At 43.6% G+C, this 14,681-nt stretch carries 10 protein-coding genes and 1 pseudogene; all 11 read left to right on the forward strand.

The window, feature by feature from the left end:
- The first annotated feature begins 11 nt into the window (after nucleotides 1-11).
- The 11 genes and pseudogenes from mrdA (at nucleotide 12) to cydD (ending at nucleotide 14,669) form a co-directional block, all read left to right on the forward strand.
- Complete coding sequence (mrdA, locus tag KKZ03_RS08970) at nucleotides 12-1,856, forward strand: penicillin-binding protein 2 (RefSeq protein WP_243221153.1); 1,845 nt, start codon at nucleotides 12-14, stop codon at nucleotides 1,854-1,856.
- Complete coding sequence (rodA, locus tag KKZ03_RS08975) at nucleotides 1,846-2,976, forward strand: rod shape-determining protein RodA (RefSeq protein WP_243221154.1); 1,131 nt, start codon at nucleotides 1,846-1,848, stop codon at nucleotides 2,974-2,976. The genes mrdA and rodA overlap by 11 nt, the downstream gene beginning before the upstream one ends.
- A complete protein-coding gene (gene mltB / locus KKZ03_RS08980; RefSeq protein WP_243221155.1) occupies nucleotides 2,976-4,004 on the forward strand; it encodes a lytic murein transglycosylase B in 1,029 nt (342 codons plus the stop codon). Before rodA ends, mltB begins: the two co-directional genes overlap by 1 nt.
- Nucleotides 4,001-4,843, forward strand: a complete 843-nt coding sequence (locus KKZ03_RS08985; RefSeq protein ID WP_243221156.1) for a septal ring lytic transglycosylase RlpA family protein — start codon at nucleotides 4,001-4,003, stop codon at nucleotides 4,841-4,843. Before mltB ends, KKZ03_RS08985 begins: the two co-directional genes overlap by 4 nt.
- Before the next feature lie 37 nt (nucleotides 4,844-4,880).
- Complete coding sequence (locus tag KKZ03_RS08990; RefSeq protein ID WP_243221157.1) at nucleotides 4,881-6,053, forward strand: D-alanyl-D-alanine carboxypeptidase family protein; 1,173 nt, start codon at nucleotides 4,881-4,883, stop codon at nucleotides 6,051-6,053.
- The gene (locus KKZ03_RS08995) at nucleotides 6,040-7,146 is read left to right on the forward strand and encodes a DUF493 family protein (RefSeq protein ID WP_371744876.1); all 1,107 of its coding nucleotides are present in this window, start codon (nucleotides 6,040-6,042) and stop codon (nucleotides 7,144-7,146) included. Before KKZ03_RS08990 ends, KKZ03_RS08995 begins: the two co-directional genes overlap by 14 nt.
- A gap of 47 nt (nucleotides 7,147-7,193) precedes the next feature.
- Nucleotides 7,194-7,802 carry a lipoyl(octanoyl) transferase LipB gene (gene lipB, locus KKZ03_RS09005; RefSeq protein ID WP_243221158.1) on the forward strand — a complete coding sequence of 203 codons (609 nt, stop codon included), beginning with the start codon at nucleotides 7,194-7,196 and terminating at the stop codon, nucleotides 7,800-7,802.
- Entirely contained in the window at nucleotides 7,795-8,751 is a 957-nt protein-coding gene (lipA, locus tag KKZ03_RS09010; protein WP_243221159.1) for a lipoyl synthase, read from the forward strand. The genes lipB and lipA overlap by 8 nt, the downstream gene beginning before the upstream one ends.
- A gap of 609 nt (nucleotides 8,752-9,360) precedes the next feature.
- Nucleotides 9,361-9,420, forward strand: a pseudogene (locus KKZ03_RS22005) (YSIRK-type signal peptide-containing protein); the annotation flags it as partial.
- Between the two features lie 710 nt (nucleotides 9,421-10,130).
- On the forward strand, nucleotides 10,131-12,140 hold the full coding sequence (locus KKZ03_RS09015; protein ID WP_243221160.1) for a VPLPA-CTERM sorting domain-containing protein: 2,010 nt from the start codon (nucleotides 10,131-10,133) through the stop codon (nucleotides 12,138-12,140).
- A gap of 741 nt (nucleotides 12,141-12,881) precedes the next feature.
- The gene (gene cydD, locus KKZ03_RS09020) at nucleotides 12,882-14,669 is read left to right on the forward strand and encodes a thiol reductant ABC exporter subunit CydD (protein ID WP_243221583.1); all 1,788 of its coding nucleotides are present in this window, start codon (nucleotides 12,882-12,884) and stop codon (nucleotides 14,667-14,669) included.
- The last annotated feature ends 12 nt before the right edge of the window (nucleotides 14,670-14,681 follow it).

Genomic DNA, 14,681 nt, shown 5'->3' on the forward strand with positions numbered 1-14,681 from the left:
CGCAACAAATCATGTCTGATACTTATATTATTAAAGACCATTCGGTAGAGAATCGCCTGTTTGTCAATCGTATTGTCGTGGCTTTTATCGTCATTATTCTCTTAACATCGGGTCTGATTGTTCGTCTCATTTACCTGCAAATTGTTGGCCATGAACATTACTCATCACTGGCCAAAGATAACAGCATAAAAATCGTTCCCTTGGTTCCTGACCGAGGCATGATTTATGATCGGCACGGGAAAGTGCTGGCTGAAAACACTCCGTCTTATAGTTTGGAGCTTATTCCCGAGCAAATAAGCGATATGGACGAGACGTTGTTACGGTTGCAAAAATTGCTGGCCATACCCGATGAAAAAATCGAGCAATATCAGAAATTACGCAAACGCCAAAAACGCTTCGTCAGTACGCCACTATTATTAGGGATGAACGATGAAGAGTTGGCAAAATTCGCCGTTGTCAGGCCATATTTCCCGGGGGTCGATATTCATACCCAGTTGGTTCGGCATTACCCTTACAGTGATTTGGCCGCTCATGTCATTGGCTACGTAGGCCGTATTAACGAGGCCGAAATTAAAGAGTTGCCACTGGCTGAATACAGGGGCTCCACGCATGTTGGCAAGTTGGGCATAGAGAGTTCTTATGAAAATGAATTACATGGCAAAACCGGTTATGCAGAAATAGAAACCAATGTTCAGGCCAGGCTTCTTAATACCTTAAAAGAAGTCTCTCCAGATCCCGGTGCAAACCTTTATTTAACCTTGGATATTGATTTACAAAAAACGGCCTACGATGCCTTGGGTACTTTCAATGGTGCAGTCGTTGCGATTGATATTAAAACCGGCGGTGTTTTGGTCTTTGTCAGTCGCCCGGGCTTTGATCCCAATCCGTTTGTTGTTGGTATTGCCAATGATGCCTATCAGGCACTACAGTCATCAGAAAACCAACCGCTCTACAATCGTGCATTGCGTGGTTTATATCCCCCCGGTTCTACCATCAAGCCGTTTATTGCTCTGGCAGGTCTTGAGTATGAGGCTGTCAGTCCCCAACAAAAACTGTTATGCCCCGGCTATTACCAATTACCCGGTGTTGATCATAAATACAGAGACTGGAAAAAAGGCGGGCATGGCTCAGTGGATATAAGTCGGGCCATTACTGAATCGTGTGATGTCTATTTTTATCGTCTGGCAGCAACTCTGGGTATAGATCATATGCACAGTTTTTTACAGAAATTTGGTTTTGGTGAAAAATCCGGTATTGACCTTATTGGCGAGAAAGCGGGATTATTGCCGTCTCGGGAGTGGAAGCGGGCTCAAAGAAAGCAGGCGTGGTATCCCGGAGAAACATTAATAACCGGCATTGGTCAGGGTTATCATCAGGTTACTCCATTACAGTTAGCCAGAGCTACGGCAACCTTGGCAAATAAAGGCAAGGTGGTTATGCCGTTTCTGGTCAATAAAATGGTCAGTACACAAGGTGCCAGTCCAGGTCCTGAGCTTCAGAATGCCACCCTTCAGTTAAAATCTGATAATGTGACTACGGTTATTGATGGGATGATCAATGTCGTTCACGGTGCACACGGGACTGCCAGAGTCATTAATAGCGATATTAGTTATCAAATTGCCGGTAAAACCGGTACTGCACAGGTTTTGGGCATTAAACAAAACGCAAAATACAACGAGAATGCCATCGACTTTAAATTTCGCGATCATGCGTTATTTATTGCTTTCGCTCCGGCAGATGATCCTAAAATTGCCGTCGCTGTTATCATGGAAAACGGCGGACATGGCGGTTCAGTTGCAGCGCCGGTTGCCGGGCAGGTTATCAAACAGTTTTTACAGGAAAATAATGAAAAATGAATCCCGGCATGAACAATTTGAGCCGCCGTCAATATTGGGTAATGCCCTAAGAACGCTACACATTGATATCCCTTTGTTTATCGGCTTATTGCTGACCTCATTCTTGAGCTTTCTGGTTCTTTACAGTAGTGGCAGTCAGGATATGGACGTGTTGATGCGTCAGGCGGGCCGCGTTGGCCTGGCTTTTATTTTAATGATAGTTCTGGCGCATATAGATCCTTATCAGTTTAAGCGCTACTCTACGGTATTGTTCGGTTTTGGTATCTTGTTGCTCATAGCCGTATTAATTATGGGTGAGATAGGTAAAGGTGCTCAACGTTGGTTGGATTTGGGCGTTTTTCGTTTCCAACCATCAGAAATGATCAAGATTACGACACCGATGATGATTGCCTGGTATTTGGCAGAATATCCGTTGCCGCCAAAATCAAAACAGTTGTTTATAGCGGCCATCCTTATTGTTATCCCGACGCTTTTAATCGCCAAACAACCTGATTTGGGTACTGCATTGTTGGTCGCAAGTTCCGGTGCGGGCGTATTGTTTTTTGCCGGTCTTTCTTGGCGCTTTATAGTCGGCATCATTGCTGCGTTGGCCTCGTTAACGCCAGTCATTTGGCATTTTATGCGCGGTTATCAACGTGATCGGGTACTCACTTTCTTAAACCCGGAAGCGGATCCTTTGGGTAGGGGCTATCATATTATTCAATCAAAAATAGCCATTGGTTCCGGCGGTATTTATGGCAAGGGGTGGCTAGGTAGCACTCAATCGGAACTGGATTTTTTGCCGGAAAGCTCTACCGACTTTATTTTTGCGGTATTTGCGGAAGAATTTGGTTTGGTCGGTTGCCTGGGGTTATTGGGGTTATATCTGTTAATCATTGTTCGGTGTTTATACATAGCTACGCAGGCACAGGATACCTATAGTCGGTTGTTGGCAGGTAGCCTGGCTTTTACTTTTTTTGTTTATGTTTTTGTCAATATCGGCATGGTTATCGGTGTTCTTCCGGTGGTTGGTGTGCCGTTGCCTTTAATCAGTTACGGCGGCACCTCTATTGTCACGTTGCTTGCCGGTTTTGGCATTCTCATGTCAATTCACACCCATAAAAAATTTCGGACACGCTGATGAAAATTAACGCAGAGTTAAGGCTAAAGTCACAAACTGACCCTCTGGTTTTTTGGTTAAAAAACCTGGCTTGTGTGTTGTGTATGTCACTGGTCTCGTGTGCCGGCAACATAAAAGATACCAAGTCCGTTGATACGTTTATCAAAAAGATGGTTACAACGCATCAGTTTGATGAAAACAAGCTGGCTGAGTTGTTCGATGCTGTCGAAATAAAAGAAGATATTCTCAAAAGAATTTCTTCACCTGCAGAAGGCATGCCTTGGTATAAATACCGCAAAATATTTATGACCGATGCCCGCATCAATGGCGGCGTAAAATTTTGGCAGGAAAACGCACAGGCATTGGCTGCAGTCGAGCAAAAAACGGGTGTTCCTGCGGAAATTATTGTTGCCGTCATCGGGGTTGAAACCTTTTACGGACAAAAAACCGGCAACCATCGGGTAATTGATGCGCTTGCTACCTTGGGATTTGCCTATCCGCCTCGCAGTCAGTTTTTTCTCGGTGAATTGGAAAGCTACTTGTTATTGTGCCGGGATGAACAGCTTAATCCTTTAGTGCCGGTTGGCTCTTATGCCGGGGCTATGGGCGTACCGCAGTTTATGCCCAGTAGTTTCAGGGCTTATGCGGTTGATTTTAATAATGACGGTCATCGGGATATCTGGCATAACAACGGCGATGTTATCGCCAGTATTGCCAATTATTTTGTTAAGCATCAATGGCAGCCTGGCCAGGCGATTGCTGTTCCGGTAACTGCAACAGGGGATACCTATAAAAAAGCTTTAAACAAAGATCTTAAGCCGGACTTAAGCTTTGCCGGGTTAGAATCGCTTAACTTAAAAATATCGAGACCAATACCTTTAAGCGCTAAAGTAAAACTGCTTGCGTTCGAACAGCAACAAAGTGAAGAGCTCTGGGCGGGATTAGACAACTTTTATGTCATCACCCGATACAACCACAGTCCTTTATATGCCATGGCTGTTTATCAGTTAAGCCAAACTATTTTAAATAAAAAAGGTACTTTTCCATGAATAAACTCTTATTAGCAATTTTAATGATTGCCCTATATGGGTGTTCTACCGAACAAATTAAAAAGACGGATGCCATTTTTCAACCTCCAGCTATTGCCAGTCATACAAATCATGCCCTGGCCCGTAATCAAATAAGACATGATTTAAGGCATCACTCAATAGTACAGACAAGTACTCGTACCAATCCGTCTAATACTGTTGCTGAACAAGAAAACCTGTTCCCACGTATTGCCCGTTACATAAAACAGGGCGTTGCTTCCTGGTATGGCCCCGGTTTTCATGGTAAAAAAACTGCCACCGGCGAAATTTTTGATATGTATGCGATGACTGCGGCGCATAAAACATTGCCGATTCCGTCTTACGCACAGATAACCAATTTGGAAAATCATCGCAGCATTATCGTTAGAATAAATGACAGAGGTCCTTTTGTTGGCAACCGGGAGTTGGATTTATCTTACGCTGCTGCCAAAAATCTGGATATGCAGGAAGATGGTACCGGAGCCGTTGAAATTAAAGTGATTTCACCCAGTCAAGCCTTGCCGCAATTGCAACAAAGCGCAGCGACACAGGAAAAAAATGTCTATCTGCAGGTTGGCAGTTTTGGCAGTCAAAAAAAGGCGCTGAAGTTAAAAAATAAAATCGCCGCCAATAATTTGCCTGAGCCGAATATCCGTTCATCGACTTATAAAAAATCCACCCTTTATAAAGTTCAAATTGGACCGGTAGACTCAACGGCCTCTGCCAATCAATTGAGCGAGCAGTTGGCAAGAATAGGCATAATCAATACACAATTTGTTACTGAATCCAAACAATCAGACAGCTCGCGTGTTACAATGTAAACAATAATATTGCTTACATTGTCCATTTTAAAGAGCTATGAACCCTTTTAAAAAAATTACTCTATTTTTATTTTTTGGCTTATTGGCTACAGTTTTTCAGGTCAATGCAGAAAATACTGACATTACGACACCTCCCGCACCCAATATAGCGGCCACTGCTTTCATCTTACAGGATTTTCATACCGGTAAAGTGATGGCAGAAAATAATGCCGATGCCAAGCTTGCTCCTGCCAGTCTTACCAAGATAATGACGGTTTATGTGGCGTTTAGAGAGCTTGGCAATGGCCATTTACATCTTGAAGATTCTGCCACTATCAGCGAAAAAGCCTGGAAAACAGCTGGTTCACGGATGTTTATCGAGCTTGGCAATCAGGTTAAAGTTGAAGATTTACTAAAAGGCATCATCATCCAATCCGGTAATGACGCCAGTGTCGCTCTGGCTGAACATGTCGCCGGTAGTGAAGCTACTTTTGCTGACATGATGAATCAGCATGCTGCCCGACTGGGAATGGTAAATAGCCATTTTAAAAACAGTGACGGTTTGCCTATGGAAGATCATTACACCAGTGCACGTGACCTGGCTATTCTCACTACCGCTTTAATCAAAGAATTTCCTGACTACTATCGCTGGTTTTCTCAAAAAGAATTCACCTTTAACAAAATCACCCAGCAAAACCGTAACAAGTTACTGTCACGGGACGAGTCGGTTGATGGCGTTAAAACCGGATTTACAGATGATGCAGGTTATTGTTTGGTTGCTTCTGCACTAAGAGAAGATATGCGTCTTGTCTCTGTCGTTATGGGCGCAAAAAATGCTAATGCCAGAGCCAATGAAAATCAAACACTGCTTAATTATGGCTTCCGGTTTTTTGAATCGCATCGCTTGTATGAAGGTAAAAAAACCTTGGATGAACCCAGAATCTGGAAAGGGGCAACTAAAACGTTACCTTTAGGTTTGGCTGAAGATATTTATGCAACGATTCCACGCCGCCAATACAAAGATCTTAAGGCCGTTATTAACGTTGATAAAAAAATTACTGCACCTGTTGCAGAAGGCGCAAAGCTGGGTTCTGTTAAGGTCACTCTTAACGATGAAGTGATTGTTGATAAAGACTTGGTCGCTCTCAAAGCGGTAGATCAGGGCAATATTATTCAAAGACTCATGGACAGCGCCATGATGATGCTGGAAAAGTCAGATGACGGAAAATAAAATGGTTTATTTAAACGGTGAGTATTTGCCGCTTAATGAAGCCAAAGTTTCCGTGTTGGATCGTGGATTTTTATTTGGTGACGGTATCTATGAAGTCATCCCGTCTTATTCCGGCCATTTATTTCATTTTCAGGATCATCTACAACGTCTGGAAAACAGTCTGGCCGGTATTCGTCTGGCTAACCCGCATACCCGTGAGGAATGGTTGGCGATATTGTCGCCATTGCTGGATACCACTATTGATCAGTATATTTATCTACAGATTACCCGTGGTGTCGGCCCTAAAAGAGATCACGCTTTTCCTGACAATATACCTGCTACTGTTTTTGCCATGTGCTCGGCTATCGTGCCTTTTGCCGGATTAAATCAGGGCGTAAAAGCGGTCAGCATGGATGATAGTCGTTGGCAATTTTGCAACATAAAAGCCATCACCTTATTAGGCAACATCCTGCATAGGCAAGAGGCTATCGATCAGGGTTGCGCCGAAGCACTGTTGGTAAAAGACGGTTATGTTGTTGAAGGTGCGGCCAGTAATGTTTTTGCCGTTATTGATGGTGTTTTGTGTACGCCACCTAAAGGCAATGATATTTTACCCGGCATTACCCGTGATGTGATTTTGGAGCTTGCACGAAAAAACAACATTGCCTGCAGCGAAGATAAAATCACCTTTGCCAACTTGCAAACAGCCAGCGAAATTTGGGTAACCAGTTCCACCCGTGAAATTGTCCCCATTGTCGAGCTTGACTCCATCAAAGTGTCAGACGGAAAGCCCGGTCCGGTATGGCATAACATGACGCGGATTTTTCAGGATTATAAAAAATCGTTGATTATGAGCGAACAAACCTTTTTTGAATTTCCTTGTCAATTTCCCGTTAAAGCCATGGGTAAAGCCGATATGGAGCTTGATTTATTGGTGATAGAAATTGTTCGTCGCCACGCACCTGATGTTAAACCAGATGCAGTCACTTTGCGGCCGAGCAAGGACGGCAATTTCATCGCAATAACGGTCGTTATAGAAGCCTCCAGCAAAAAACAATTGGATGCGATTTATCAGGATTTAAGCGATCATCCTCATGTTTTGATGGCTTTGTAGAGCCATTCTTTTTGGCCGCAATTTTTGAACCAATACCAGCTCTTTTAATGCCAATAATACGTCACTTGGGATTACAAAATTATGAAACCAGCTGGCAGGCCATGCAGCGTTTCACCCAGGAGCGCAACGCAGATACCCCGGATGAAATCTGGATAGTGGAACACTCTCCTGTTTACACGCTGGGGTTAAGCGGTAAACGTGAGCATTTATTAAATACCGGCAACATTCCGGTGATTAATTCTGATCGGGGTGGACAAGTCACCTATCATGGCCCCGGGCAAGTGGTTATTTATGCCTTACTGGATATTAAACGACTTAATCTGGGTGTGCGCCAACTGGTGACCATTCTTGAGCAAGCGATGATTGGCACTTTGGCAGAGAATGGTATTATCGCTGTTTCCAAAGCCGATGCGCCGGGCGTTTACGTCAATGACCAAAAAATAGGTTCGATCGGTTTACGGATTAAAAAAAACTGTAGCTACCATGGCCTTAGTCTTAATAATGCGATGGATTTAAGTCCTTTCGAGTACATTAATACTTGCGGCTATGCAGACCTTAAAGTCACTCAATTAGCAGATCTGGGTGTTATCATTAGTTCCAGGCAACTGGCAAACTCCGTTACTCAGGCTATTACTACGGCACTCATACATGACTAATCAAGCACCCTCACGCTCTACCCCTGAATCACATGAACGTAGTGCCAAGAAACTGGCGCGTATCCCGATAAAAGTTGAACAGTCCGATACCGTTTTGCGTAAACCTGACTGGATACGCGTAAAGCTTTCAGCCAGTGACGAGATCACCAAAATCAAACAGTTAATGCGTGAGCATAAATTGCATACGGTTTGTGAAGAAGCGGCCTGTCCCAATCTGTCTGAATGTTTTCAACACGGTACGGCAACTTTTATGATCATGGGCGATTTATGTACCCGTCGTTGCCCTTTCTGTGATGTCGCGCATGGCAAACCACTGGCGCTGGATAAAGATGAACCGCAACATCTGGCCGATGCGATACAGGCAATGGCTTTAAAATATGTCGTTATCACCTCGGTGGATAGGGATGATTTAAGAGATGGTGGTGCCGGTCATTTTGCTGATTGTATAAAAAAAATCCGCCAGCAAACGCCCACCACAAAAATTGAAATTCTGGTTCCGGATTTTCGTGGTCGTATTGATAAAGCCATAGACATTTTAATTAAAGAGCCCTGTGACGTGTTCAACCATAACCTGGAAACAGTGCCACGGCTTTATAAACAAGTGCGTCCCGGTGCAGATTATCTGGGTTCTTTGCAACTGCTGGGCAAGTATGGCAGTGCGCAAAGCCAAACGCCGACTAAATCAGGATTGATGCTGGGTGTCGGCGAAGAGCAGGAAGAAGTCCATCAGGTAATGAGGGATTTATTGGCGCATGGCTGCTCAATGCTGACGCTGGGTCAATATCTACAGCCAACCAAGGCGCATTTACCCGTTAAAAGTTATATCACCCCGCAACAATTCGACGATTATGGCGCTTTTGCAAAGCAACTGGGCTTTAAGCAAGTTGCCAGTGCGCCCATGGTCAGATCTTCTTACCATGCCGATCTTCAAGCTAAAGCCGTTATCTAAATAAATACCCTTATGATGCTTTTCCAAAGTGTTATAGGGGGTTCATGATTGATTTTAGCCTTATACACGATCTTCAAGTTTTCTTATTTTGAATTTATAGATTCTGGATAACCTACAACACAGCGACTTAATAGATGTAGGCAGGAATAAGGCTTTTCAAGCGTAAGCGAGAACAAGCGTTTCCGGCTAGTTGTACGAGCCAGTCGGAAACACCCACCACACGGCTAGGCCCTTCGGCAAGCTAAGGACAGGCTTGGGCGGTCCTTATTCCGGCTTATGCTTAATGCTTGTTATCACTGAATTCCCCGAAATCAAGAATTAAAAACTCCAAGATTGAGTTATCGGTAAATATTGATATCAAGGCCTCACATCGCCATTGGATAGGTAAGTGAAAGCCATGGGCAAAAATACCATAATCGAATAAAAAAGCGCAACACCACCGACAACCTTCAATAACATATAAACTTTATCCATAATAACCCCTCATTTTTTAATCAAGTTTCTTAGTGCTATCCAACATATCGTAAATAAATTGAATAGCAAATTGAATTTGTTTTGGCATTATTTGAAATAAAATAAGTCATTAATTAACCTGAGTTCTGGGTAAGAAATCATAACAATGACAATAAATTCTCTCTTCGTAAATTGAGTGCAGGCTTTTTATCTTGATAAGCCTGAAGCGTTAAGCGGATTGCAATCCCGTCACTCACATTTTAAAAACCATTAAAGCCTTCAAACATTTTGGTCAGGGTTGTAAACCCTGGCCGGCATCGTAAAATTTGCTTTGCGTCATTCAATCCTGGTATCCATGGTTACTGGATCACGCCCGTCTCTTGCTTTTCTCACCCTGCCGAGATAACGACTTATCTGTAAGATCGTCCAGCCGAAGTATTCAAAAGCCTGACTGCCTGTCAATTTCTTTACTATTCCCGAGGGATTTAGCGATAGAATTGTCTGTTTTATAGCAATTTATCAAGCCTTGATCATTAAATTATTATCTTTGTTACATTTGGTTACAATTCATTAAGTGCTTTCGTTTATGGCTTCATGTATAGTTGCCTCACTTTAAAAAGAAAGTTTTATTATAGAAACAACATTAAATACATGGAGTGCCGCGCAAGTGTCGTTTTTATGCCGGGTTAACTGTCATTATTGATAGCACAAAAGACGGGATAATTAAAAATGCCTGTTTTAGTGATTTTATTTTTTATGGTGTTACTTTCTTGACTTTGTATAAGTATCAACTACGCTTGTAGGTGATAACTTACTAACGACCTATCATCAATAACTTATAAGATTATTTGTAATTAAATGCTTGCTTTGTTGGCTGCTTGTCAACTGCCCGTAATTAAAATACCCAATTTATAATGGAAATTAAAATGCAAACAAATAGAAAAGTAACACCGGTATCTGCGGCACCACAACCGTCAAAATGGAAGCTTCGTGCCGCGATTGGTTTGGCCTTAGGCGTCGGCTTGGCTGCACAAGGCGTTAATGCGTCGATTTTTACTTGGAATGGGGGGAGCGGTAGCAGTAGCAACTGGACAAGTAACAGTAATTGGTCTGGTACTGCTGCTACATCTAACGTAGCTACAGATTTGGTGTTTGATGTTGCTCCCGTTAACAGATTGACTCCGTCTTCTGTACCAACTACTTTGACTCTGAACAGTATTCTTTTCGGTGCTGCCAACACTAATACAAGTTCTTACACCATTGGAACCAGCAGCAGCACTTTCACTATTGGTTCAGGCGGAGTGGTGAACAATGATAACCTTGCCCAGAATTTAGGTGCAAAATTTAGTCTGTCTAACAGCACTACTTTTAATGCTGCAAGCGGTGACTTGAATTTTACCGGCGCGATTAATCTTAATAACGCTACGTCAGGTACAAGCACAAAAACACTAACACTCGATGGTGCCAATAATATTGCGCTTTCAGGAGTCATTAGTAACCAAACTGGCGGCAATAACAAAGGAGCATTGGTTAAAAACGGTACAGGCACAACAACGCTGAGCGGTACCAACTCTTACACCGGTACCACCACAATCAGCGGCGGTACGCTGCAGGTCGGCGCTGGCGGCACGACCGGCACAATTAGTTCTTCGAGCGCGATCACCAATAACGCGACGTTGGCTTTCAACCGTAGCGATGCGTTAACGGTAAGCAATGCCATCACCGGAAGCGGAAGTTTAGATAAGTTGGGTGCCGGTACGCTGACCCTTAGTGGCAGCAATAGTTACACTGGCGCTACCAACATCAATGGCGGCACTCTGGCTTTGAATTCAAATGAGCGTCTGGCTGATACGGGTACTGTTAATGTCAACAGCGGTGGTACCTTCGATCTTAAATCAAGGACAGAAACCATTGGCACTCTTAATTTAAATAGCGATGGTGCTGTTAAGGGTAACAGCAGTTCTTCAAGCGATAAATTGATAGTTGCTACGGATTACACCAACGCAGGTTTCGGTACCGGAAATGCTTTTGATAAATCTGCGGGAGTTACTAATACTGTTATTAATTCATCAGCAAGTAATGCAGTTACCCAGCAAACACTGTCTATCAATGGCGGTACTGCTGCTGCCGGTAATGCCACAATGGCTTTTGGTGCCAAGCATGTAGGCGATACGGCTACGCAAACTTACAATATTGGCAACGCTCCTACCACTGGCTCTGGTCCAACTCTGCGTGGTGCTGTCACGTACACAGGTGTTCTTGATGACCGTTTGAGCGGTTCAGGCATAGTAACTGGTGGTTCCGATTGGATAGCTACCGCAGGCAACAGTGCTGGTTCACAAAATGTAACATTCTCAACTGCTACTGCCGGTGCCTTGAATGAGACATTGACTGTTGTTAACAACTTTAGCAATACCAATACTCAGACGTTGGCTATTACCGGTAGTGTTTATGACTATGCCAAAGTTGGCTTTCAGAATACGGGTGGTGCAGGTACTTGGGACGGTACCGGCTTGACTTTGGATTTTGGAAGCTTTACTCAAGCTATCGGCTCACAAACTGCCACTTTTAGTCTTGCCAATATTGGCGGCCTGGATGCTCTTTATACCGATCGTCTTAATGGTAATTATACTTTCAACTTGGGTACGGCTTTCACCAGCTACAACGTGAGCAACTTTACGGATCTGGCTGGTGGTTCTTCAAAGACCAATCTGGACTTTTTGTTTAATACCAGTACTGTCGGTAATTACGTAGGCAGTATATTCCTGGCATCTACTGGACATAATATCAGTGGTTACAACGGTGCTCTTGACGGTATGACCATTAACTTTAAAGGTAGTGTAGTATCTGCGGTGCCGGTGCCGGCTGCTGCATGGTTATTCCTGACTGGTATGGTCGGCCTGTTGGGCTTGGGTCGTCGTAACAAAGTAATCTGATTATTGATTAAATACAGCTAACAAGGCTAGACCTTCAGGTTTTCAAAACAGGAAAGGTCTAGCTTCTTTGTTCTACCCATCGCTATTTCCCCGTTACATTATTAATCCCCGCTTGTTGCCTGTAAAACGGCAAGCTTGTTCAAAAAGAGTCATTTCAACTTATTTCCGCTAGACCAATCCACGAAAATCAAAAGCTGTTGTCCACGAAAAGCACGAAAGACACGAAAATGTTTAATAGTAAGCTCATGCCGATAAACAATTGACCTGATACAAGATATTAAGAGGCTAGCCTGATTAAATCAATGACTTGCCATAGCTTGGTGAGCGCTCGATAATTACTGATCACCGGTATAAAACGATTATTCATCGGTAAACAATTACTGGTCACTGGTATAAAAGGAATGGTTACCGGTGAGCAATGACTGATCACCGATATAAAACAATTATTCATCGGTAAACAATTACTGGTCACTGGTATAAAAGAATTGGTTATCGGTAAGCAATAATTAATCATCGGTATGAAAAGATCGATTACCGGTTAGTAATGACTGATCAACAAGCTTAAGGTGCGTATGGCACACTCTATAAGATCGAAAAAGCAACCTATCCACGAACAGCACGAAAGTCAAGAGAAAAGTGAGTTATTCTTTTGTAGGAGCCATGGTTCTTATGCTAATGGTTTTTAGGTAAAGACAGTGTATTATTCTTTTTTTTACCAATAAAACAAGAGGGCAGGTCTTGGTGCAATTAACAGAAACGGATAATCAAGCCTATTTTGATAAAAATAAAGCCAGAGAAAAGGTTTGTGCCGGTTGGTTAAAAGAACAAAGTAAAGCTGTCCGTAAACCGGTTTTATTGGCGGCTATTATCGGTATTGTTAACGGACTGGGTGTTATTGTTCAAGCGGCAGTGCTGGCTTTTATACTGCAAGCCATCATTATTGACAAGTTGCCGTGGGCATCGTTAATGATGCCTTTGTTATTGCTGGGCGGTGTTTTTGTCTTGCGTAGTTTGTGTGTTTACGGACATCAAATAACGGGTTTTGAGGCTGGAGCCCAGGTCAGGGCCTCGGTAAGGCAACAATTGTTGGACAAATTTTTAATGCTGGGGCCTGCCGAAATCAAGCAACAGCAAAGTGGTGAATTGGCTGCTGTTACTTTGGAACAGGTTGATGCGCTGGAAAATTATTTCTCACGCTATCTGCCGCAACAAATGATAGTCGGTGTTTTGCCGATCATCATGATACTGGTGGTCATGCCCGTTAATTGGGTAGTGGGGCTGATATTTTTATTGACCGGCCCGCTGGTGCCGATTTTTATGGCGTTAGTTGGTATGGGTGCCGCTTCTGCAAATCGCAATCAGTTTTTGGCCATGGCAAGAATGAGCGGTTATTTTCTCGACCGTTTGCAAGGCTTGGCAACACTAAAGTTGTTTGGTCAGGCGGCTCAAGAGTTAAACACCATTAATCAAATGGCTGACGGGTTTAGGGAAAAAACCATGGCGGTGTTGCGAATTGCCTTTTTATCGTCGGCTATTCTGGAGTTTTTTAGTGCCGTTGCGGTTGCTTTGGTTGCCGTGTATGTCGGGCTGGGTTTATTGGGACAAATTCATTTTGGTCCGGCTGACCAAATCAGTTTACGTTCAGCGCTGTTTGTTTTGTTGCTGGCGCCTGAGTTTTTTATGCCGCTCAGACAATTGGCTATCAATTATCACGACCGCGCCGCTGCGTTGGGTGGAACTGATGCCATTCTGGCGATACTGGAACAACATGTTGATACGTTGGCAACAGGCGATAATGATTCAGGAGACGCATCAATCGCAAATGATGAGTTTTGTACCTCGTCACAGCACTACGCGGCACCCGACGGTGATTTTCAGGGTAACAACAAGCTTATTGAATTTAAGCAGGTCGATAAATTTTATGGTCAGCGGCAAGTTTTAACCGGTATCAATTTGTCTATTGCTACTGGTGAAAAAGTTGCTTTGGTGGGTGAATCAGGTGCCGGAAAAACAACGCTTTTAAATCTGTTGTTGGGTTTTGAGTCAGCAACCGAGGGCCGGATATTGCTTAATGGCATTGGTGTTAATCGTGAGTATGCGGCTCAAGCCATTGCATGGGTGGGGCAAAATGCCTATATCTTTCACGGCAGCATAAAAGACAATATTGCGCTGGCTGATCCTGATGCCTCAGAGCAGCGCATCATTAATGCGGCACAAGCGGCCGGCGTAACCGAATTTAGCGCACAATTGCCTGGGGGTTTACTCACGAAGATTGGTGAGCGGGGTTATGGTTTATCTGGCGGGCAGGTACAAAGAATTGCGCTGGCCAGAGCCTTTTTAAAAGAGGCCGACATCATTTTACTCGATGAGCCAACTGCAAATCTTGATGCTGGCAATAAAACGTTGTTACTGGCTGTTATCGAGCAATTATTTGCTGATAAAACGCTGATTGTTGCTACGCATGATCCGGTGGTGATTAACAGAATGCGGCGGCGCATAACCTTGCAGCAAGGACGGTTGGTGTTATGAACGATTTGTGGT

It is taken from the genome of Methylobacter sp. S3L5C (assembly GCF_022788635.1).
GTDB lineage: Bacteria > Pseudomonadota > Gammaproteobacteria > Methylococcales > Methylomonadaceae > Methylobacter_C.

Bases quoted from the DNA above. Each gene is read 5' to 3' on its own strand.
- mltB (WP_243221155.1), top strand. From the start codon at position 2,976: ATGAAAATTAACGCAGAGTTAAGGCTAAAGTCACAAACTGACCCTCTG.
- KKZ03_RS08990 (WP_243221157.1), top strand. From the start codon at position 4,881: ATGAACCCTTTTAAAAAAATTACTCTATTTTTATTTTTTGGCTTATTG.
- lipA (WP_243221159.1), top strand. From the start codon at position 7,795: ATGACTAATCAAGCACCCTCACGCTCTACCCCTGAATCACATGAACGT.
- KKZ03_RS08995 (WP_371744876.1), top strand. From the start codon at position 6,040: ATGACGGAAAATAAAATGGTTTATTTAAACGGTGAGTATTTGCCGCTT.
- KKZ03_RS08985 (WP_243221156.1), top strand. From the start codon at position 4,001: ATGAATAAACTCTTATTAGCAATTTTAATGATTGCCCTATATGGGTGT.
- KKZ03_RS09015 (WP_243221160.1), top strand. From the start codon at position 10,131: ATGCAAACAAATAGAAAAGTAACACCGGTATCTGCGGCACCACAACCG.
- rodA (WP_243221154.1), top strand. From the start codon at position 1,846: ATGAAAAATGAATCCCGGCATGAACAATTTGAGCCGCCGTCAATATTG.
- mrdA (WP_243221153.1), top strand. From the start codon at position 12: ATGTCTGATACTTATATTATTAAAGACCATTCGGTAGAGAATCGCCTG.
- lipB (WP_243221158.1), top strand. From the start codon at position 7,194: ATGCCAATAATACGTCACTTGGGATTACAAAATTATGAAACCAGCTGG.